This window comes from Xanthocytophaga agilis (assembly GCF_030068605.1).
Classification (GTDB): domain Bacteria; phylum Bacteroidota; class Bacteroidia; order Cytophagales; family 172606-1; genus Xanthocytophaga; species Xanthocytophaga agilis.
Genome location: NZ_JASJOU010000006.1, coordinates 195,441 through 215,792 on the forward strand (window position 1 = coordinate 195,441; position 20,352 = coordinate 215,792).

General features: G+C 43.9%; 21 protein-coding genes. 11 read left to right on the forward strand and 10 right to left on the reverse strand.

Annotated features, from left to right (window positions below):
• Nucleotides 1-532 precede the first annotated feature (532 nt).
• The 3 genes from QNI22_RS18955 to QNI22_RS18965 form a co-directional block, all read right to left on the reverse strand.
• Entirely contained in the window at nt 533-1,186 is a 654-nt protein-coding gene (locus tag QNI22_RS18955) for a DUF5066 family protein (protein ID WP_314513053.1), read from the reverse strand.
• A 143-nt stretch (nt 1,187-1,329) separates the two neighbouring features.
• Nucleotides 1,330-2,133, reverse strand: coding sequence for a hypothetical protein (locus QNI22_RS18960; protein ID WP_314513054.1), 804 nt, complete (start codon nt 2,131-2,133; stop codon nt 1,330-1,332).
• A 23-nt stretch (nt 2,134-2,156) separates the two neighbouring features.
• Nucleotides 2,157-2,768, reverse strand: a complete 612-nt coding sequence (locus QNI22_RS18965; protein ID WP_314513056.1) for a transposase — start codon at nt 2,766-2,768, stop codon at nt 2,157-2,159.
• A gap of 534 nt (nt 2,769-3,302) precedes the next feature.
• On the opposite strand from QNI22_RS18965, the gene QNI22_RS18970 reads away from it, so the two are divergent.
• The 5 genes from QNI22_RS18970 to QNI22_RS18990 all read left to right on the forward strand — a co-directional run bounded on the left by QNI22_RS18970 (nt 3,303) and on the right by QNI22_RS18990 (nt 10,506).
• Nucleotides 3,303-3,551: a hypothetical protein gene (locus QNI22_RS18970; protein WP_314513058.1), complete on the forward strand. Its 249-nt coding sequence runs from the start codon at nt 3,303-3,305 to the stop codon at nt 3,549-3,551.
• 920 nt (nt 3,552-4,471) lie between these two features.
• A complete protein-coding gene (locus QNI22_RS18975) occupies nt 4,472-4,822 on the forward strand; it encodes a helix-turn-helix domain-containing protein (RefSeq protein WP_314513060.1) in 351 nt (116 codons plus the stop codon).
• A gap of 3 nt (nt 4,823-4,825) precedes the next feature.
• Nucleotides 4,826-6,394, forward strand: coding sequence for a DEAD/DEAH box helicase (locus QNI22_RS18980; RefSeq protein WP_314513061.1), 1,569 nt, complete (start codon nt 4,826-4,828; stop codon nt 6,392-6,394).
• A 460-nt stretch (nt 6,395-6,854) separates the two neighbouring features.
• Nucleotides 6,855-9,026: a VapE domain-containing protein gene (locus QNI22_RS18985; RefSeq protein ID WP_314513064.1), complete on the forward strand. Its 2,172-nt coding sequence runs from the start codon at nt 6,855-6,857 to the stop codon at nt 9,024-9,026.
• Nucleotides 9,027-10,272: 1,246 nt separating this feature from the next.
• Complete coding sequence (locus QNI22_RS18990; RefSeq protein ID WP_313991935.1) at nt 10,273-10,506, forward strand: helix-turn-helix domain-containing protein; 234 nt, start codon at nt 10,273-10,275, stop codon at nt 10,504-10,506.
• A gap of 61 nt (nt 10,507-10,567) precedes the next feature.
• Here the strand turns inward: QNI22_RS18990 and QNI22_RS18995 are convergent, their stop codons facing one another.
• Complete coding sequence (locus QNI22_RS18995) at nt 10,568-11,065, reverse strand: CPCC family cysteine-rich protein (RefSeq protein WP_313981163.1); 498 nt, start codon at nt 11,063-11,065, stop codon at nt 10,568-10,570.
• Between the two features lie 398 nt (nt 11,066-11,463).
• Here QNI22_RS18995 and QNI22_RS19000 point away from each other — a divergent pair, with 398 nt between their 5' ends.
• The 4 genes from QNI22_RS19000 to QNI22_RS19015 all read left to right on the forward strand — a co-directional run bounded on the left by QNI22_RS19000 (nt 11,464) and on the right by QNI22_RS19015 (nt 13,390).
• The gene (locus tag QNI22_RS19000; protein ID WP_313991929.1) at nt 11,464-11,880 is read left to right on the forward strand and encodes a hypothetical protein; all 417 of its coding nucleotides are present in this window, start codon (nt 11,464-11,466) and stop codon (nt 11,878-11,880) included.
• 136 nt (nt 11,881-12,016) lie between these two features.
• A complete protein-coding gene (locus tag QNI22_RS19005; RefSeq protein ID WP_314513067.1) occupies nt 12,017-12,271 on the forward strand; it encodes a hypothetical protein in 255 nt (84 codons plus the stop codon).
• Nucleotides 12,272-12,650: 379 nt separating this feature from the next.
• Entirely contained in the window at nt 12,651-12,836 is a 186-nt protein-coding gene (locus QNI22_RS19010) for a hypothetical protein (RefSeq protein ID WP_313981155.1), read from the forward strand.
• A gap of 62 nt (nt 12,837-12,898) precedes the next feature.
• Nucleotides 12,899-13,390 (forward strand): N-acetylmuramoyl-L-alanine amidase, encoded by a 492-nt coding sequence (locus QNI22_RS19015; RefSeq protein WP_314513068.1) that lies wholly within the window; start codon nt 12,899-12,901, stop codon nt 13,388-13,390.
• A 32-nt stretch (nt 13,391-13,422) separates the two neighbouring features.
• On the opposite strand, the gene QNI22_RS19020 is transcribed toward QNI22_RS19015, so the two are convergent.
• Nucleotides 13,423-14,391, reverse strand: a complete 969-nt coding sequence (locus tag QNI22_RS19020; RefSeq protein WP_314513070.1) for an aldo/keto reductase — start codon at nt 14,389-14,391, stop codon at nt 13,423-13,425.
• 109 nt (nt 14,392-14,500) lie between these two features.
• Between QNI22_RS19020 and QNI22_RS19025 the strand changes: the two genes are divergently transcribed.
• Together QNI22_RS19025 and QNI22_RS19030 are read left to right on the forward strand one after the other, a co-directional pair.
• The gene (locus tag QNI22_RS19025) at nt 14,501-14,860 is read left to right on the forward strand and encodes a winged helix-turn-helix transcriptional regulator (RefSeq protein ID WP_314513072.1); all 360 of its coding nucleotides are present in this window, start codon (nt 14,501-14,503) and stop codon (nt 14,858-14,860) included.
• A gap of 51 nt (nt 14,861-14,911) precedes the next feature.
• Entirely contained in the window at nt 14,912-15,718 is an 807-nt protein-coding gene (locus QNI22_RS19030) for an alpha/beta fold hydrolase (RefSeq protein WP_314513074.1), read from the forward strand.
• A 452-nt stretch (nt 15,719-16,170) separates the two neighbouring features.
• Here the strand turns inward: QNI22_RS19030 and QNI22_RS19035 are convergent, their stop codons facing one another.
• The 5 genes from QNI22_RS19035 to nudC form a co-directional block, all read right to left on the reverse strand.
• Nucleotides 16,171-16,893 (reverse strand): hypothetical protein, encoded by a 723-nt coding sequence (locus QNI22_RS19035; protein WP_313991910.1) that lies wholly within the window; start codon nt 16,891-16,893, stop codon nt 16,171-16,173.
• A 183-nt stretch (nt 16,894-17,076) separates the two neighbouring features.
• Nucleotides 17,077-17,631 (reverse strand): SUKH-4 family immunity protein, encoded by a 555-nt coding sequence (locus QNI22_RS19040; RefSeq protein ID WP_314513077.1) that lies wholly within the window; start codon nt 17,629-17,631, stop codon nt 17,077-17,079.
• Between the two features lie 73 nt (nt 17,632-17,704).
• Entirely contained in the window at nt 17,705-18,055 is a 351-nt protein-coding gene (locus QNI22_RS19045) for an element excision factor XisI family protein (protein ID WP_314513079.1), read from the reverse strand.
• On the reverse strand, nt 18,043-18,453 hold the full coding sequence (locus QNI22_RS19050) for an element excision factor XisH family protein (RefSeq protein WP_314513081.1): 411 nt from the start codon (nt 18,451-18,453) through the stop codon (nt 18,043-18,045). Before QNI22_RS19050 ends, QNI22_RS19045 begins: the two co-directional genes overlap by 13 nt.
• 475 nt (nt 18,454-18,928) lie before the next feature.
• Nucleotides 18,929-19,885: an NAD(+) diphosphatase gene (gene nudC, locus QNI22_RS19055; protein WP_314513083.1), complete on the reverse strand. Its 957-nt coding sequence runs from the start codon at nt 19,883-19,885 to the stop codon at nt 18,929-18,931.
• Nucleotides 19,886-20,352: the final 467 nt, after the last annotated feature.

Consider the following 20,352-nt stretch of genomic DNA (forward strand, 5'->3'; position numbering starts at 1 on the left):
GCTTTCCTTAGAGTCCAGGCAGGTTAACCACCCCGCTTTCGGGTATGCCTTCTTATAGAATCCTGAAAAGAACCTTCTTCCCTTCTCTGTTCGACTGAAAAGATTATTCCTTTTTTCTGTCCCTCAGTATTTTGGCTTTATAGACTTTCTGTCCCCTTTTTGCGATGCTGGAAAGAACACCCTCTCCTGTCCTCCTGAAAGGCTTATCCCCCTCTCCTGTCCTCCTGAAAGGACCTCGTGACAAATAGAGTGATCTGTGTTTTGTGAGAGAAAAAATAAACTCCAGTCGGAAAAGCCACCGGTCTTGTCACGAGTTCCTTTCAGGAGGACAGGGAGGAGAAATGGAGATCCTTTCAGGAGGACAGAAAGAGTATAATCCTTTCAACAGGAAGAAGACAGACCCTTCTCTGAACAACAGCGATGGGAATGTTTCTTTCAGAAGCACAAAAAGAAAGTAGTGATTTTTTCAGGGGTGTCCTTTCACGAAGAGGGAGTTATCTTTTCACGAAGACCGGGAAAGGACTCCTTCCCTTTAATCACTCAGCGCATTAAAATAAGGAGTGAGTTCAGGGTTTTGGCTGAAGGCTTCCTGCTTCACAAACGCTTTGTATTTGGTTGATAGTGCCTTTTTCTTCTTCTCAAAATCAGCTTTCTGTATATCGGATGCCTTGCCTGTTACAGACAACACATAGTCGATAAGGGAAGACTGACTTATCCATACACAGGGTTCATTGTCAAACCGGGCAATCGGGTATTCGCCTTCCTTTGTTAGCTTGGTAATGTAAAGCATCACGATCTGGTCGCCAAAGTGCGTTACAGGCAGCAGTGCTGGCATCTCAGGGGTATCGTGCCAGATGTAAAGCGACTCCGGAATGAGGTTCAGACCTACACCGATAAGGGAATCCTGCCGGATGAGTTGGGTGATGGTTACCGAAGGCACACGATAGTTTGCATCCAGCGACGTGAGCAGGTAGTTGAGTAGTGGCGGATAGTTTTTGGCTATTTTAAAATGCCTGTCATACCGAAGAATAGCTTTTACACTTTCAGGCAAAGGCATCAAAGCTCCACTGCCATCCCTGAATTGAGAAATACGTATCCGTTCGATTTCTTCCTCCGGCATAGGAGCCAGCGTTTCATTGAGGTTAATCACAGGTAGTTGAGAAACGAAGTAGGCGAGTAATTCCATGCAGTAAGCTTGTGTAGTTTTGTGTGTCTGTTTGGGTAAGTAGGTGCTTGTACGGGAAGGTACGCTGAAAGTTTTAGTATAGTTCTTTACCTAGATAATGTCAATCTCATAATGTTCAGCAGATGACTATACGACCTTTATCATCACTTAAGTTGTTTCAATATTAACCTCCCTATTTCGAGTACTTTTTCTGACTGCCCGGACTCGCTAAGCTCTTTCATGATTTTGGCAAGATCTTTTATTGAAATGTCTTCTTTGAGATCCAGTACCTCTTTGGCGATTATAAGGATTCCATCAAATTCATGCTTTTTTTGCTCAAATTCCTGTTTCCTTTTAAGCATATTCTCGTCTGAAATCAGTAGTTCTCTGGCTTCCTGGATTGACGAAACGGCTTCTTCCTGATCCTTCGGGTTTTCCAGTTTATGCACCACCTTTTCTACTGCATCTATTACCCGATGACTTTTGAGCTGGTCGGTAATTTCAAGTAACAGTTCTACTATTTCTAATAAAAATGTCTGATCTTCGGTTTGCTCTATCCGTGCGATAAGTTTATCTTCTCCTTGTGCGCACAGTTCATCCAGTCGTTTTATATGATAAACAAAGCTTAGTTCATCTGCTGTAAGCGTCTTCTTCTGAGCTTCCACTATATCCAGTGTCAGAAGATACATTTCGTCCTTGCCAAGATAGGAAAACCGACGAGGGAGTTTTTCAATGGCGTCGATAAAGCGTGTACTTTGAAACTCAACAGCCAGGTTCTCGAAGAATGGCGAGAGTTGAAACAGAAGTTGGGTATCTGTAAGCTGGTCTATAAAGTCAATTACCTCTTTCTTTCTTGTTTGCAGATAGTCCAATACCTTTTGGCAATGCACCATATAGGCAGGGTCTTTGGGATCTATTGCAGACTTTTGAATCAGCAAGTCTGTTATTTCTTTGTGTGTATCTGTCATAAAGTGTAGCTGTTATCAGGGAGCTATCGTTGATAGAGCGAATCCTGTTCCCATTTCTGAGGATTGGCGAGAATATAATCTGTAATTTTTTCATAGGCAGGTTGATTGCGGATGATGTGTTCATGGTAGTTGCGCTGCCATAATTTGCCCATAGTTTCGTTTCTGGATTTGAAGATTGCCAAACATTCTTTATACACCAATGATTTGTAGACGCCAATCACCGCAGAGACTGTAGGGGCAGGGCTTGCCCCTGCCCGACCGTTCCCATCGGTATGTTCGGATATGGGCGTAGATGGCACCTCGTCTGGCTGGGCAGGGGCAAGCCCTGCCCCTACATTTTCGTGTGGGATAGTTTCATTCAGAACCAGAATGGCATGTATGTGATTAGGCATGACGATAAAGGCATCTAAACTAATTGTAGGAAAACGCTCTGGTAAGGTATGCCAAACACGATAGGCGATATCTCCTAAAGGATTCAACACCATCTCCCCAGTAATCACCTCGCCAAAAACACACTGCCTTTCATGGGTGCAGATGGTAATAAAATACAACCCTGCCTGGCTATAGTCGTATCCGTTCAGTCGGATAGACCGCCGATGATGCAGATCGGGATGAAAGTAAAAATATAAAGACATACTATAATCCGGAGAATGTTATTCAGGAATTATTGATTGATTTTACATTGAAATACTCATCCCTCCCCTCTTCTATCGGGTTCCACATATTTTATAAAATTTCTGGAAGCGATGGCTGAAAATGGTGAAATGTTCTTGTTTTAGAAGTAGCAATCTGGTGAAAATATACGTTAAAAAGACAGAGTATTTTGTAATAAAAAACATCAAATATGTAAGCTATTGATAATCAGTCTGTCATCTGAGTACTCTCTCAAAATTGTGTTTTTCCGGTCTTGTTTCTAGTGAGGCTTTCAGAACGCATTAGAAGCGATTAGAGCGATTTAATTCTGTTTTGACACTCTTAAATCGACTTGTGGCAGATAATGGCTTATAAACGATCTTTCGAGGCTTATATCGCATTTCTGAGCCAAATCGCGCAGACCTCTAAAATAACATACAACCTGAACCGCGCCAGAATCGCGTATTTGCGGGAATTTCTGACCTGGAGGGTATATACGCCATTGTCAGGCGGTTTAGAAACCGGGATTTTGTGTAATGATGGTTCTAAATGAAACTATCCCACACGAAAATGTAGGGGCGGGGTTCACCCCCGCCCGACCATTCCCCACCGACCGATTGGATTTATCAGACATAATTGTACAGGGTCTGTGGGAACCAGGGCGACCGCCAGTCGCCACTACAGTATGTCTGTTTATTGCAGGCCTGTATGCCCGTATCACCTATCGGCAGGTCCATTCTCTTTCTCCTACGCATTTAGAACGCATTAGAGCGATTCTGAGGTAAAATCCATCTCCATATCGTCTTCGTGAAGATTTTAGGTTATAGAGCTTCTGCGAGGCCTTAAATCAAGTTTTTCACATAGATTGCTCACCGCTTTCTTTTATGGGTTGTTTTGTGCAGGAAAATTATACATTACCAGAATATTTACCTTTTAATACACCGAGATTTCTATCTGTGTTTGTTATTGCCTGTTAATCAGTAAAATGCAAAATTCTGTTTTATATTATTGTGTGAGTAAATATAGATAACGTCTGTAATCCTATTATTATTTTTCACAAAACAGGAAAAATCTTATGTATTTTACTTGTATTATAAAGACAGAACTAATACCTTCGCGACATATTATTAAAGAATAGTCACAAACAACACACTAAAACAGCAGCATTCGAAAACAAACCGGCAGTATGACTTCTTACAATCAAAAAACAATGAAAAACTAAAGGATAATTTAGAAGCTTTAATCGGAAGATTCTGATATAAAGGCAAAAAAAGAGCCCGTTACGAGAACGAGCCCCTGATACCAAAGGATGTTTAGGCCTAGGAAACTTGACCATCCCTTGGCGGAATAAACCTCTCTTCTGCGCTAACAGAAAAGTGTTTTTATTTTTATCACTTACAAACAGATTAAATAACCAACTACTGCTGTAACTGGTTCGATAGGGTAAGGAGATTCTTGGAAAAAGTTATTGGAAAACAGATAACTGACAGGAAAACAAAACCCTCGGAACACATCGTGCAGCAGCGGTATACAAAGGTAGTGAAAAGTTTAGAAAAGCAAGTTTTGTGCTTGTATTTTTTTGTATCGTTCTGCCTGGATTACGATACATATATATACTGTTACTATTACGTATTTTTTTGTTTGTTTTTATTCGTTCTCTCAGCGGGTTTCTGGTCGTTTTTTTCACCACTAACCCCACACTCTCATGCACACTTCTTACGAAGAAGTAATTTGCCGCCTGACGCGGATCGAAACCCTTTTGTCTGAACTGACTGCTGATTACACGCAGGCTCCTGACCGTACCCTGGAAAATGATCGCCTGGGTGGTATTGAACTCGCCATGGAAATCACCGGGCTGGCTAAATCTACTATCTATACTATGGCTTCCGAAGGATTGATTCCCTTTATGAAACAGCGTAAAAAGCTCTACTTCAGCTCCCGTGATCTCTACCAGTGGATCAAAGATGGTAAGCACAAAACGCTTCAGGAAATGGAGCAGGAAATCCAACGCCATCTGTCACAGAAGTCTGTTCCGGTAGCCACTCCAAACCGCTAATCCATGACACATACGGACTTTTTGGACCACGTTTCGGGCGTGGATGGCGAAGCTTTGCCCAACATCACGCCTGCCTTGCAGCTGCGTGACTATCAGGAATATAGTATTACGGAACTTATGAAACGGCACCAGTCTGGTATTCGGCGGGTAATCCTATGCCTGCCTACAGGAGCCGGAAAGACGGTCACCTTTGCAGAGCTGACACGGCGTACGTTAGCGAGTACGCCACATGCCCGTGTGCTAATCCTGACAGATCGCATAGAGCTGTTGTATCAGGCGGCAGCTACGCTGGAAAGAGCGGGTATGCAGGCAGGTATATTGCGTGCAGGCTGTAAATCCATGCCCGATCAGCGGGTGATTGTGGCGATGGTAGAAACCTATCACCGCAGACTGGAAAAAGGCTGGAGCATTCCGGATCTGCACCTTATTATTATAGACGAAGCACACAAAGGTAACTTCCGGAAGGTTCTGGAGTTTCATGAGCATACACCTATGGTAGGTGCTACGGCTACTCCGCTGTCGTCGAGTAAGCAGGCTCCGTTGAATACCTACTTTGAGGACATTGTGGTAGGTACCTATATCCTTTCCTTAATTGAAGCAGGCTACCTGGCTCTGCCCAGATACTTTGCTGTACCTGTTCAGCTACAGGCTGGCAAAGGACTGGATGGGGACTATAATACCAGCGAGCTCTATGCCGACTTTAATAAACCCGCCCTTTATAAAGGTTGTGTAGCCAACTGGTATAAACATGCGCTGGGTAAAAAGACGCTGATCTTTTGTGTGAATATTCTGCATACACTTCGCACAGCGCAGGCCTTTGCAGAAGTACATGAACAGGTGCGTTTTGTGAATTCGGACACACCGGAAGAAGAACGAAAAGCTATCCTGCAGTGGTTTGCGCTTACACCCGATGCGATTCTGGTCAACTGCGGCATTCTGACTACAGGCTTCGACGAGCCTACGGTAGAGTGTATTGTCTTAAACCGTGCTACCCGTTCATTACCTCTGTATTTGCAAATGTGCGGACGGGGCTCTCGTACTACAGCCACAAAGAAGGAATTCATCATCATTGACATGGGCAATAACATCCGGGAACTAGGCTTCTGGCATGATCCCAGGGACTGGAAATGCATCTTCCTGAATAGCAAGGAAGCTAACCTGGAAGTGGCCCCTGTCAAGACTTGTCCCGCATGCGAATCGTTGATTGCACTCACTACAGCGCAGTGTCCGTATTGCGGATATGTATTTGAGCAGGCTTCCGGTGAGGTGAAGGTCTCGCATCAGGAAGCTGTAACGCAGGAGATTGTCATTGACTGGAGTTATCTGATGCAGAAGCCCTGGGATCAGATGAATGTCACTGAACTGCTTATGCGGGCACAGATGGGTAACCCTGGCACACAGAAGCAGTCTTATAAAGTGAGCTGGATCATTAACTGCATTCTGAACCACGACAATCCACGGCCCATGCTCGAAGAGTTTGCCCGCCTGCGAGGCTATCACCCTCGCTGGGTAGACCACCGCCTCGCCGAACACAAAGCGAAACAGGAAAGCATGGAGCATGGAGGGTTTTGAGGTGGAGGGCAGTGGTTCGAACGTCCGTTCGGACCCGATTTAGCACCTTATCACCCACTCTGTCCTCCTGAAAGAATGTCTCTCTTCCTGTCCTTCTGAAAGAATCTTGTGACAAGACCGGCGGCCGTACCGACTGGAGAATATCTTTTTCTCTCAGAACCCAGACAAGGCACTATTTGTCACAAGATTCTTTCAGAAGGACAAAAGGGGGAATGGTTTCCTTTTAGGGAGACAAAAGAAGAAAGAGTTTTTCAAGAGGACAAAAAAGGGAATAAGAGGACAGAAAAGAAAAATTCTCTTTTCAGGATTCCAGAAGAAAACAGAATAGGTTTTCCCTTCAGAAGAACAGCAAAGATAGCGACCCTTTGGGAGGGGTATAGCACACATAAATCATGGGTAATAGACACAATTAAATTCAACTTTCACCTAACCATACATTTTTCACTCTAATCACAAACACATGAAATCAACACCGATCACTTTGTTTACAAACGCGTATGATAAAAAAGGACAGGCTTATTCATTGGATATATTTCTGGAAAACATCCGGCAAGGACTCTGGCAGGATGAAGTATTGGCATTGCGTACCTGTAAAGAAGAAGCTGCCCGTAAGAAACGTAAAAACGCTCTGCCTGCCGTAACCATTGCCGGCGTGTTTGAAGGAGGAAAAAGTGATCGTAACCTGAAAGTACATTCAGACCATATTGCTATTGACCTGGATCATATTGATAATCTGCCTCAGGTGAAAGCCTGTCTGGAAGCTGATCCGTATACACGGGCGGTGTTTGTAAGCTGTGGAGGCCAGGGGTTGTGTGTGGTTGTGCCTATTGATGGCAAGCGGCACGAACAGGCCTTTGACGGATTGCGTCAGTATTACTTCCAGACCTATAATCTGATTGTGGACCCCAGTGGCCGTAACCTCGGACGCCTGCGCTTTGTGAGCTTTGATCCGGATATGATCCAGAACCCTGATGCTCAGGCGTTCAGAATCTATCCCGAAAGAGAAAAACGCAAACCAGATACCCGTCAGATCTTCTTTGGCCGCCATGACCTGGACCACGTGTTTGACCAGATTCATAGTCGCCAGATTGACATCACAGGCAATTACCTCCAGTGGTGTGCCATTGGCTTTGCCCTGGCCGACTACTATGGCGAAGCAGGCCGTGAGCGGTTTATGTCTATTAGTTCGTATTCTGCCTTGTATGATCCCAGAGTAGCCGAAGAGCAGTTTACAGCCTGCCTGAAACACAATGCCCACGCTACCCGCAAGGTGACCATTGCCAGCTTTCTGTGGCATTGCCGACAGCATGATATCAGCATTACGACCGATAAAACCAGAGCCATTGTTGCCTCAGCTACGATGGGCCGTAATGGACACAATACGGTAGAAGGAACCGTAAAGGCGTTACAGGATTTTGACGGCATTGATCCGGAAATGTCACGGCCTATCGTGGAGCAGGTCTATGCTTCTAAGGACGCCAGCGAGGAAAAGGTGCCACTGGTGGTGCGTCTGGAAAAGTACTGGAAAGAATACCAGGCTACTGTGCGCCGTAATGTGATTAATAAGAAGTGTTACAAGGGTGCCGAACCTCTTACCGAAAAAAGTCTGATGGACATCTATATGGATGCCTCTAAAAAACTACATACGAATGTCCCTAAAGATATGGTAGCCGATGTGCTGAAATCTTCGCTGGTACCTGAGTTTAACCCTATCCGTGAATTCTTTGAAGGCATGGCCCACCCTACGGCTGGTCATATCCGTCACCTGGCCGAATGCCTTAACTGCAAACAGGGTGTTGACTATGCGGATCATATTCTGACGAAATGGCTGATAGGCTGTGTGGCTTCTGCTTTCGGAAAGCCTAGCTCGGTGATGCTGACCTTGTGCGGCGAACAGGGTAAAGGAAAGAGCCACTTCTTCCTGAATCTGTTGCCGGAGTCGTTTACTTTCCGCGATGAACTGGTGAGTGAAGATTGCTTTAAAAAGGCCGATTCTCATAATAATAAGCTGATGATGATCACCCGCTGGATTGCCATTGATGAGGAATTTAACTCGATTGAGAACATCGGCGAAAATGCCCTGAAGTCGCACATCACCCAGAAGAATGTGACCATCCGCTATGCCTATGAACGCGTACCCGACACGCTGCCTCGCCTGTGTAACTTTGTAGGTACTACCAACGAACAGACGTTCCTGAAAGACCAGACCGGCAACCGCCGCTTCCCGATCATTGAAACGGATCTGATAGATCAGGAAAAGTACAATGCCATAGACAAGTACGAACTCTGGAAGGAAGCCTATTTTATCTATCTGCAAAATCCGGATGTCACTTTTGATGCCAATGACTTTGTACTCATCAACACAGTAGCCGAAAACTATATTCAGCGCACACCCGAACAGGAACTGCTGCTGAAATTCTATGAAGAAGCCGATGAAGCCACAGGCATATTCCGCAGCACCAGTGAGATACTAAACACCATACAAGGCGCTACCCACATTCGCAACCTGAATACGATCAATCTCGGCAAAGCGATATCCGCTCTGAAGTGGAAGAAAACGACTCTGGGTCATGGGAAACAAAAGCGACATGGGTATTATGTTCACGAATGTCTGCAACAGGCTGTTGCTTAATACCAGCAGCTAAGGGGTCAGAAGGGTCGGATGCGGGTCAGTTGCGGGCAAGATCTAAGTGATTGATAATCAATGCGGGTAAGAAGGGTAAGATGTTTAGGGCTAAACGGTAGCAGAAGAATAGGAACAGAAAGGGTTAGTATATGCTATATTTAGTATTTTCTTTTTATATTATATATATAACACACGTAGACTAGAAAATATTCTTACCCCTTCTTACCCTACCTGATTATCAGGCTTTTACATCTGACCCGCATCCTACCCGCTTCTTACCCTTCTGACCCGCATGTAATAGCCTCATTTTCAGAAAATTAATCCTACACACATATGCAACCAAGATATTACCCTAACCCAATGAACCTCGTTTGCCACATTCCGATACCGTGTTTGATGCAGACCCGATGTGGATTCATCTGAAATGGTTATTTCATAAACCTGGTCTCTCGGTTGGGAATGTGGGCGGGGGTAAACCCCGCCCCTACATCGGGTCGGCATCATCCTAATCGTTCGGAGGGGAATCGCCCCTACAGAATCCGATTAATACAAACATGGTTTGTGGGAATCCGAACCCATGTAGGGGCAGGGCTTGCCCCTGCCCTGTTTCCCAACGCGAACGTTTGTGATATTACGGCAATGTAGGGGCGAACCCATGTGTTCGCCCTGGTTCCCACAAACCCTGCCTGGGATTTGTAAACCATCATTGTGAAATGTAGGGGCGACTGGCGGTCGCCCACGTTCCCACAGATCGCGTTTGGGACAATCCGAAAGGTTTGTTTGATAAATCGAATCATTCACGTGGGGAATGTGGGCGAACCCACGGGTTCGCCCCTGCAATATCCGATTCTCACAGACCCTGTCTGGGATTCATCTGAAATGGTTATTTCATAAATCTGGCCGTTCGGTGGGGAACGGTCGGGCGGGGGTAAACCCCGCCCCTACATTTTCGGAATATCACAAACGCGGTTTGCGACAATCAGGGCGAATCACGGCACGATATCAATACACATTCTGAACTATAAACAGGTCAATCAAACCATATCACACAGACAAATGAAAGAACAACGCATCAGACACCAAACCGAACAGCATACCGTTCACTACAACCCGTGACCAGTATGCTGTTCACAAAAACAAATGAACCCTACACCGTTCACGATACCAAATGAACAGCATAGGGTTCAACAAAACAATTCACCATCCTTTACTACAAAAACAGATATACCATCATTTAAACACAAATCAACACATGGACTTACAAAACATCGGAACCCGCATTTACCACCTTCGCACCGAAATCCTGCAACTATCCCAACGCGACTTTTCCCATCTGCTGGGCATGGGCCAGGGCAACATCTCCAAAGTCGAAAAAGGACAATCCCTCCCCAGCTGCTTCTTCCTCTGGAGCCTGTACAACACCTACCAGATCAACGTAAACTGGGTGCTATCCGGCGAGGGAGAGGTGAAGGTGAGTGAGGGGTAAGCATTCTTAGATAATCCAAACGCTGGTCAGTAATAAGGCCAGCGTTTGGATTTAGTAAGGTTTAGTATGATTTTTTCTCATATTTATCAATTTCACTAAAAGCTAATTTTACAGTTTTAGAAGAGGGATACATAGAACCATATGTAAGAAAGTTAGCCCTCCCCTCTTTTAGAAGCATATGATTTGGACCACTATAATGCATTAGATCATCATTTCCATCATCCTCCCAGGAACACATGTCACATATATCATAGTCTCCCCGAGAGGTCAAAGTTTTATATTGACAACAGGGACATGCATATAAATCATCAGGAATACCTTCAATAGTAATAGAATAGGCAAGCTGAAGCCTTTTCGTAATGACAGCAGCAATAAATTGATTTCTTACGCCTCTATACCTCTCTTCTATAACAGAAATAACCTCATTACTATACACAGGGTCAGTTAAGTTCTCATCATATTCTATCTCATTATAGCTCAAAATTTCGTGCATTAGATCAATTCGTTTTTCTTCTGGCATATCCAGAAAATCAAGTTGAGCGACTAATTTGATAGCCATATCTCTAACTAAATAAACGCTCATTATAGTAGTTTCGATTTTGCGTTAACATTATTCAACTCTAAATAAAAAGCTTTCCTCCCTCTAACCAAAGAAACAAAATGCAGGAAAGATGTCAAAAGCTACGCATAAAAATCTGCTTTTTGTCCTATCCGAATACCACTATCACCTCCAAATATTCCTATGTGAATATTCGGCTGAACTGAGTTTTCATTATTCCAACAACGGTTGGACTGGCATTTGCATAATGCCGATCTTTGTATCACGAAATCGGTCAGAAAAGGGGCTTACAATCCCTGCCTGCAAGTGATCCAGGACTCTTGTCAGCAGCCCAACCAACGCCCCACTCTACCGACCCTTTGTACGCTACTATTTCCACATCAAACCAAACAAAACCAATGGCATTAACATTAGCATTACTCACCTCACGCACAGACTGCGACAAAGTCCTTGACGAATTAAGCGACCTGAAAAGCGATCTGGAGTACAAGCAAATCTCCCTGACACGCAGCCGCGGAAACGCTGCTGACCGGGCCTCCGACATCGAAGCCACCCTGGCATCCGCTGAAGCCGAAGTAGACTCCCTGACTTCTATCATCGCCGTATTGCCGGAAGGCTCTACCAAAACCGAGATGGAAAACCGCAAGGTGAAAGCGGAATACAAGCTGTTCACAGCCCAACAACGTAAACTGCAATATGGTACTACAGCGGTGGTTTTATACGAATCGGAACTGGATGAGGTAGAACAACGCCTGTCGGTTATAGATGGCTCGATGTCTACCATCACTAACCACAAGGCAACGCTACCAGCCTAATAATCGGAAGCATAGGTCCTACATAGTAGAAGGTTTAGGTGAGAAGCAGTAGACTTTTAGTCTGCTGTTTCTTTTTTCAAAGAGCCATTTGCCCTGACTGCTTTATCTCGCTCACTTATTTCACTAACACTATAGCATGCCACTACGACTTTTACTAAGCGCCCTGTGTTTCGTCTTCGGTCTGGCTACCGGGATCTTTACCGAGCACAGACTCAACCCTGCAGAGGTATACGAATGTGAGACAATAGACTACGCACAGATAGAGTCCATCGTAGCCAGACAGGTAGCAGCTCACCCGATTCAACCTCTGGACGTAGAGAAGATCAAACATGTGAAGAATTTCACCTATGCACCTGTATTCCAGATCCGGGACACCTGTAAAGGACCGTAGATGATTTCTGTAGGGGCGAACGTTTGTGATATTACGGCAATGTAGGGGCGATTGGCAGATCGCCCAGACGTTTCCCACCCGAATGATTAGGTTTATGTCGACCCAATGTAGGGGCGGGGTTTACCCCGGCCCACATTCCCAACACGCATGTTTGTGATATTCCGACAATCCATTTATCTCATTCCTGTCTATGACAAATTCAGAATCGTGTTTCTAAAACCTAATAGATCGGGTAGGAATGTGGGCGGGGGTAAACCCCGCCCCTACAATATCGGAAATGTACAAACGCGGTTTGCAACAACCAGGGCGAATCACGCCAGGTCGTGACAGGCACATAGGTTCGCCCCTACACATTCTAATAACCTAACCACAAAACCACATGGCAAAATCGATATACGACTACATCCAGTTCGTCTTAGACAACTGGAAAACCTCAACCCTGGGTTTATTCACATTTTCAGGATACATTCTCTGGCTGATGAATCGCATCGACACACAATCGTTCGTTTCGCTGCTAGCCTTTATTTCAACAGTCGGTTTCTTCTCCATGAGAGACCCTAAATAACACAACAGGACGGATTCACAACCCGTCTTGTCCACGTTCAATAAACCACACATAACAAACCCATGCAATTCCAATACCTGATCATCCACTGCACTGCAACCCCCGCCGGACGCTGGGTTTCCCCAGAAGACGTTAAACGCTGGCATACTGCCCACAAACCCTACGGCAACGGCTGGAAACAAGTAGGCTACTCCGACCTGATCTTACTGGACGGCTCCCGTCACCAGTTCGTCAAGCATAACAATGACCAGATCATAGACTCGTTCGAGATCACCAACGGAGTAGCAGGCATCAACTCCATCTCGCGCCACCTATGCTACGTAGGCGGACTGGACAAAACCTTCCACAAAGCCCAGGACACCCGCACGCCTCAACAAATCGAAACCATGCTAACGATCATCCAGGAAGTGCTCGCCTATGCTCCCAATGTAAAAATTGCCGGACATAATCAATTCGCTAGTAAAGCTTGTCCCAGCTTCTTCGTGCCCGAATGGCTTAGGATGGTAGGTATCGCGGAACGGAATATAGAGGGACGTAAATCAGTGAAAATCTGATGCTAAACACTATCTGCTGCTTATAAATGATCTCACCATTTTTTCTGTACCGTAGCAAGCAAATCATGCGGATAGCCCATCGCAATGGCACTAATCTCGTCCAGGCGTCTTATCTGGTCAGCCTCCAGGCGAATAGCTACCGCCGTCAAACCCGCTTCAAGATGCCCCAGTGTCCGAGCCCCAATGATTGGAAATACCTCTTTACTCAACACCCATGCCAATGCTATCTGTCCCGGAGTAGCGTTCAACTCTCTGGCAATCAGTTCCAGTTCATCAATTACAGTTTTCGTTCGTTCATCTTCCTGGTAACCATCTGCTGCAGAGAGTGTCAGTCGCCCGGAGGCTCCCTGCCGGTATTTCCCAGTCAATAATCCACCTGCCAACGGAGAATAACACATCATACCCAAGCCAAAGTGTTTTGCCATGGCAGTCAACTCACGTTCTGGTGCTCTTTGCAAGAGGTTATATTCGATCTGCATGGCTGTGAGTGGTATCACAGCCGCAATAGCCGCTGCTTTCCAGGCAGGGAAGTTTGCCAGGCCTGTGTACAAAACTTTACCAGAGGCAACCAGATCTTCCAGACCACGGGCAATCTCTTCCAATGGTGTTATGCCATCATCAAAATGGGGTATGTAAATGTCTATGTAGTCTGTTCTCAAGCGTTTTAAGCTGCCCTCTATTGCCTGACGCATGGCTTTGCGATGGTTACCCATATTAGCCAGTGACGGCTCGGGGTGACTGCTTCGGGTGTACTTAGAGCATAGAATAAAATCGTGTCGTTTATGCTCCGTAAATCTGCCAACAATCTCTTCTGCTTCGCCAAACTGATAAGTATCAGAGACATCGATAAAGTTTCCTCCGGCATCGACATAGGCCGAGAGTATCTGAAGTGCGTCTTGTGGAGTAGAGCCATAACCCCGGCGATTGCCCAGGTTTGAGCCTCCCATAATAAGTTCACTAGCTGGTAAACCTGTCTGTGTTCCGAATAATTTATGTTTCATGAAGCAAAGGAATACAGCAGGCAAAGCATAATCAAGTATGGCTAAATTCAGCCGTATCAAATAAATCTGCAGATAACGTATATTTGTCTACCAACTTATAGTTACTAGAATGTACGAGAGAAAATTACCTGTTGAAACAGAATGTGGCCTTCACCTGTTTATGGAAGTGATGAACGGAAAATGGAAGATTAACCTCATCTGGTGCATTCACTCAGGCATCAGACGACCCGGCGAACTGCAGCGCAAAATTCCCAAAGCATCACGGAGATTATTAGATACGCAATTAACCCAACTGGTAGAGCATGGCATCCTTTCCAAAACCAGTTTTGATCAATTGCCTTTAAAGGTAGAATATAATCTCACCCCACTGGGTGAAACATTAGTACCCATCATTGAGCTGACAGCAAAATGGGGTGAAGACCATCGCAGTGTACTAGAACCACTATTTATCAACGAGAACTTAAAATAGCCTAACATACATACTGATTTATTACCAACAACTGAGCAGACTACCCATACCATGACAACTACAAGAACCGACACCCTGACCTTCAAAAGCGATTATTCGGATGTAAATGGCCTGAAAATGTATTATGAAATATATGGAGAAGGCAAGCCACTGGTACTTATTCATGGGGGCGGATCTACTATTCAGACTACCTTTGGCCGCGTTATTCCTCTGCTGGCACCACACCGAAAACTTATCGCGGTAGAGCTACAAGCCCATGGACGTACAAGCGACCGTGAAAACGAGCTTTCGTTTGAACAGGACGCGGATGATGTGGCTCTTCTGTTACAAAATCTGAACATTCCAAAGGCCGACATCTTTGGCTTTAGCAATGGGGGTACAACTGCCCTGCAAATCGCTATTCGTCACCCCGAACAAGTCGATAAAGTCATAGCAGCCTCTGCACTCAGCAAACGAAGTGGGGTACCTTCTGCATTCTGGGATTTTATGAGCCAGGCCCGGCTCGACAACATGCCACAACAGCTACAGCAAGCCTACAGAGAGGTGGCTTCAGATCCTGAGGGGCTACAAACCATGCACGACAAGGACGCCAGACGGATGGTTACTTTTAAAGATATTCCTGATGCACAAATCCAATCCATTAAAGCTCCTACCCTACTCATAATCGGCGACAACGATGTGATTACTCCTGAACACGCCACAGAAATGCATCGATTAATCCCCAACTCGCAGCTAGCCATAATCCCCGGCGGACACGGTGAATACATAGGAGAGATAACCACACTTAAACCAGATACCCAGGACAGTGACTTCGTGATTCCGCTGATCGAGAATTTCCTTCAAAAAGAAAACGGATAACCATACGAAGCTTTTAAGTAGATCTTGCCCCTATTTTGTTTATGAAAATCATTGAGAAAGTAAGAACAAATGTCACAAAGAGAGTAAAGTTGACTTCAATCGTGAGAGGAAGTGTAGGTGCGTAGGGATAAAGATTCCGCGAGCCTAGCGTTGGCCCTGTGGGGCGAAGCTTTGGAATTTTTTGTCCTTTTTTGCTTCATTTTTTGGACAAGCAAAAAAGAACCATGGTAGGATGGGAGAAGAAAGAGACAATAAACCAATCTAGGAAAAGACAAGCAAAAAATGAAGAAGCCACAAGTAGAGTGACGAAGGAGACAATAAACAAACTCAAGAAGATAGATTTTTCAAAAATTGCCCAAGCCCACACTTTTCAAAAACATAGGCTTGGGTTTTTCTCATATTCAATATTCGGGATGAATCCTGTTATATTTATAGCAGAAGTATACAAACACCTACTTGTTAGGTATCTTGTCAATATTCTCCAAATCCTCTTCTGTTAGTCCTGTGCCATCTGTAATGCTCCACAACGCATCCTGCACATAGCTTTCTGTTTCATAAAACTTTGTCTTATCAGAATAGGCACTATACAGAATCTTTTTATCAGAGAGTTTATCCAGTAAATCTTTTATCAAGGCAGAAGAGGTAACAGGACCTAGTATAAACTCTGCCTCACTGTTGGCCGGATCTTTCATGATATTCAGACAGGATAGCATAAGAGTAGCCTGGCATTGTCCATTGCTGCTACCCCCATTATCCGAAGTACCTGATTTCGCAGGAATGGTTACAATAACCTTTTCAAGTAATATGCCATGCTGGTAATCTCCAGACAAAGAGATGATGATCAAGCCAGCCGGAAACTCAATGGTGATAGGTACAGTCGTTGTGTTTTCAAGCGGAAGGCTTACCGTCACATAATGACCCGCACCATCGACAATACAGCTCTCACCGTCATAAATGTAATCGTCGCCTACAATAGGGCCTGTTAGCTTTATGCCGGCAGGCAGTTTAAATTCTGTTCCTTCGGGTATGCCCTCTTCCTCTCCTAAACCGGGTATGTGGCCAGGTCGCTCCTGCTGAGAAGGCGCAGGTTCGCTGGTGTTATCTTTTTTACAGGCTGATAAACAGAATACGATCAGGCAAAATAGAATAGAAGTGGTCCGTTGTATAGTTTTCATAGTAGCTTTACTAAAAAGTGTGATAGTTTTCCAAACATACGGCAGGCATGCTGGACAGACTACACAGAGCTGTTGAAATGCTACATACGATCACTGAAATGGAACTTTACCCAACTGAGTTGTGTGGCTAGGAGCCAAGTGTGAGGAGGTGGCCTTTATTAGAATGAAGCTTCTGACAACATACTAATTAGGGTTATAATTTCTTTTTATAGCATCAATAAACAAAGTCCAGAAGTTTTCCGGGCTCGACAGTGCCAGAGGATCAATGGCATTAAATCTTGCTACTAGCCAATCTGCTGGATTTTGCATGCTTATTTCATTGTCACTCATATCTATATATAGAATAATCTGCTGTAGGTAAATTGTAACAAAGTTAACAAAGGCAAAAAAATCAGCGTTGGCAAATAGTACTTTCTCAGTGGAATAAGGATCATCTATCATCACAACTCTGGTCTTTAGATTAAGATATACCTGCAATCCGAAATCACAATAGAAGTGAGTCAACTTGCCTACTATCAAAAAGGCAGTTTCCCTATTTTCGCCTGTGATAATTGTATTTTCTTCACTATAAGGTGTAAAAGATAATGCATCAAATGCTACAACTGATGGTAAGCCAATCTTTTCCAGATAAACTCTTATATCTATCGGAATAAAAGAAAGATATTCACTGTTGAAAGAATATTTTTTCACTTCATATGAAATCTCTTCGTGATACATTTCCACTTTCTGTAAAGGCATAGTCTGTAGTTGAGAAAAAGTAGATTTGGGTTTGTACTAGTTTTCCATAAAAAAAGCCTGATGCTAATCAGGCTTAACTATAAAACAATAAGTTAGTATTCGTTATCTCCTCTCTTTTGATGCCCTTCTTTACCAAGTCCTCAGTAATTTCTTCATCACTGTTATTCTCCATAATTAGTATAATGCCATCAGTAAGAATCTCTACATGACAAAATATATCATTAATTCTTTGACCCTCCTTATCTAAACCTTGTACCATTACCAGGTAACGACTCCTTTCATCGTCAAATACTGCTACATTTTTTAGATCTTTTGTATTTCCATAGCCACCTTTTGTATAGGAAGTTAAGACCTCCTTTATCGTCTTCTGTTTTGCTTCCAGCTTAGACTTTACACCCTTTTTTTCTTTTTCTAGTGTAGCCATTGTGTAATTTGGTTTTTATCATTAAACAAAATTAACCCTATACCATCTTTCTGTCTGATTTTATCAATGAATGGAATTGTCCAATTCTTTTTATAAACTAATTCGGGTAGAGCGACATACAATTTTACATGGGCATATTCAGTTATATCTAAAACATCCCGATAAGTAAGATATTGTCCACGAACATGATAAAAATCTGTGATAAATGATTCTTTCAAAAATGACTTTATTTCTACTGCAATTTCTTCCGTTTTTCCATCTCCATTCCTTCTGCAAGCAAGATCTATCTGAAAAAAAAGCTTTTCTATTTTCAAACGTAGTGGATCTTCAAATATCGTCCAGCCTGCCGCTTCTAAAGCTGCTTTTACAATAGTGTAATAGTAGTCATCTCTACTCATAAAAGTAATTAAAATCCAAAAACAAAGTATAAAATCCTCATAGTATAGATTACATAAAATAACTATAAGTAACTAGAAAGCCAATCGGGTTCACATTTCTAAATGAGAAATGAAAGTCTCTAAGAAAAGCACATCCCCAATATAAAACCACCACTTATCAAAAGATGTAATATCAGTGATGGTACACGCGTTTTTTGGCCATAGGCTACCTGAAAAAAATTTTTGATACAGAGCACTACACTTCCAATAATACCAAATAGAATAGCCATAAAATCCGCTCCGGGTCCACAAACGCTACTAGGGGCTGAGTTGTGTCCTAAAAATACAAGCCCTAGTACAAGCACATAAAAAAAGAGACTGAAAGTGAGTCTGATAAGCATTTTTCGGGTAATGTCTGTCATAGATATTTATGCTAAAATCTTCTCAAGATAACATCCTGCCCTATTCAATACAAATAGCAAAGCGTAGTCTTTTCTCACTTAATCTGAGACAGTTTGCCTTTATTCTTCTTTCGAAACCAGTCGTCAATCAGCCGATAGGAGATAGATACCGGACGGGGTAGCTTAATGGATTTGTCTTTTATTTTTTCGATCAGCTCCTGTCGGGTAAGCCAGCAAGCCTTTTCAATTTCGCGCTGGTCGAGAGTATACTCCATACTGGTAGCTTCTGCTGTAAAGCCAACCATAATAGACGCTGGAAAAGGCCAGGGCTGTGAGGAGTGGTATTTGATGTTTGTCAGAGTCAAGCCTGTTTCTTCCTTCACCTCTCTGGCTACTGCATCTTCCAGACTTTCACCTGGTTCCAAAAAACCTGCAACTGTAGCATACATTCCCTCCGGCCAGATAGGCTGCCGTACCAGCAAACACCGATCCTGATAGGTAATGCGCACAATAATAGCTGAATCCGTTCGTGGAAAATGCTTCAGATCACAAGCCGGATTCGTACACTGTCGCACATGACCTGCTTCAATGCTGATGGTTTTATTACCACACCGGCCACAATACTGATGTGTATGATGCCAGTGTATCATGGCCCGTGCATAAGCAAGCAGATTACCTTCTTCCTGCCCGAGCAAGGCACCTGTTTCGCGCAAGTCCTTAAATGCCCGGCTGTCCCCAAAAAGCTCTTCTGTCACAATCGTATCAGGCAGGGCAAACGCAAAATAAGGAATCTCTTCCAGCATACCCAGAAACACAAACTCTGCTCCTTCGTTTAGCAATCGGTCTGTTTCTTCTTTTGACAAAAAAGCAGGCTGCAATGGATCTGTTATAGCAAATAGATTCTGGTTTTTCCAGAGTGGAATAAACCGGGCGGTGGGAGCTGTCAGAATAGTATGGATGTGCTCTTCATCCAGTCGGGATTCTGAAAACCGGTGTAACGTACCGGTAGAAAACATATTTTTAATAGATCCGGAAGTGCGGTTGCCTGACATAGTATAAAGCTAACCGAGAGACGCTTTAAAAAGTTTATATGTGAGGAAAGCTATGAAGTAGGAAGAAAGAACACACTCTCTTTTTCCATCTCCTCTCACCCTGTCTTTTTGGAAGGGTCTCTCCCCTCGCTGTCCTTCTGAAAGAATCTTGTGATAAGGTTAGCGGCCTTTCCGACTGGAACGTAATTCTCTCAGAAAGGAAACAGCACTCTATTTGTCACAAGTTTCTTTCAGAAGGACAGTGGAGGGAGATAGATATAGATCCTTAGGAAGACAGAGGGGGTCTTTCAGGCCAGAAAGAGGGCTTCTTTAACAGAATCAAAGACTGTCCTCATTCCAGCTACTCCCACCCCAGACACTTGGCAGGGCTATTTTTTTTACCTATTTTTAGCTACTACTTGTTGTAGGCTCTTTCTGACTTATTCTTTTTCACCCAACAAAACCACATTCCAGTAGCTTACGTATTC

Bases quoted from the DNA above. Each gene is read 5' to 3' on its own strand.
- QNI22_RS19015 (WP_314513068.1), top strand. From the start codon at position 12,899: ATGCAATTCCAATACCTGATCATCCACTGCACTGCAACCCCCGCCGGA.
- QNI22_RS19005 (WP_314513067.1), top strand. From the start codon at position 12,017: ATGCCACTACGACTTTTACTAAGCGCCCTGTGTTTCGTCTTCGGTCTG.
- QNI22_RS19010 (WP_313981155.1), top strand. From the start codon at position 12,651: ATGGCAAAATCGATATACGACTACATCCAGTTCGTCTTAGACAACTGG.
- QNI22_RS19040 (WP_314513077.1), bottom strand. From the start codon at position 17,631: ATGCCTTTACAGAAAGTGGAAATGTATCACGAAGAGATTTCATATGAA.
- QNI22_RS18985 (WP_314513064.1), top strand. From the start codon at position 6,855: ATGAAATCAACACCGATCACTTTGTTTACAAACGCGTATGATAAAAAA.
- QNI22_RS19050 (WP_314513081.1), bottom strand. From the start codon at position 18,453: ATGAGTAGAGATGACTACTATTACACTATTGTAAAAGCAGCTTTAGAA.
- QNI22_RS18980 (WP_314513061.1), top strand. From the start codon at position 4,826: ATGACACATACGGACTTTTTGGACCACGTTTCGGGCGTGGATGGCGAA.
- QNI22_RS18965 (WP_314513056.1), bottom strand. From the start codon at position 2,768: ATGTCTTTATATTTTTACTTTCATCCCGATCTGCATCATCGGCGGTCT.
- QNI22_RS19035 (WP_313991910.1), bottom strand. From the start codon at position 16,893: ATGAAAACTATACAACGGACCACTTCTATTCTATTTTGCCTGATCGTA.
- QNI22_RS19025 (WP_314513072.1), top strand. From the start codon at position 14,501: ATGTACGAGAGAAAATTACCTGTTGAAACAGAATGTGGCCTTCACCTG.
- QNI22_RS18970 (WP_314513058.1), top strand. From the start codon at position 3,303: ATGATGGTTCTAAATGAAACTATCCCACACGAAAATGTAGGGGCGGGG.
- QNI22_RS19045 (WP_314513079.1), bottom strand. From the start codon at position 18,055: ATGGCTACACTAGAAAAAGAAAAAAAGGGTGTAAAGTCTAAGCTGGAA.
- QNI22_RS18995 (WP_313981163.1), bottom strand. From the start codon at position 11,065: ATGGCTATCAAATTAGTCGCTCAACTTGATTTTCTGGATATGCCAGAA.
- QNI22_RS18960 (WP_314513054.1), bottom strand. From the start codon at position 2,133: ATGACAGATACACACAAAGAAATAACAGACTTGCTGATTCAAAAGTCT.
- QNI22_RS19020 (WP_314513070.1), bottom strand. From the start codon at position 14,391: ATGAAACATAAATTATTCGGAACACAGACAGGTTTACCAGCTAGTGAA.
- QNI22_RS18975 (WP_314513060.1), top strand. From the start codon at position 4,472: ATGCACACTTCTTACGAAGAAGTAATTTGCCGCCTGACGCGGATCGAA.
- QNI22_RS18990 (WP_313991935.1), top strand. From the start codon at position 10,273: ATGGACTTACAAAACATCGGAACCCGCATTTACCACCTTCGCACCGAA.
- QNI22_RS18955 (WP_314513053.1), bottom strand. From the start codon at position 1,186: ATGGAATTACTCGCCTACTTCGTTTCTCAACTACCTGTGATTAACCTC.
- QNI22_RS19030 (WP_314513074.1), top strand. From the start codon at position 14,912: ATGACAACTACAAGAACCGACACCCTGACCTTCAAAAGCGATTATTCG.
- QNI22_RS19000 (WP_313991929.1), top strand. From the start codon at position 11,464: ATGGCATTAACATTAGCATTACTCACCTCACGCACAGACTGCGACAAA.
- nudC (WP_314513083.1), bottom strand. From the start codon at position 19,885: ATGTCAGGCAACCGCACTTCCGGATCTATTAAAAATATGTTTTCTACC.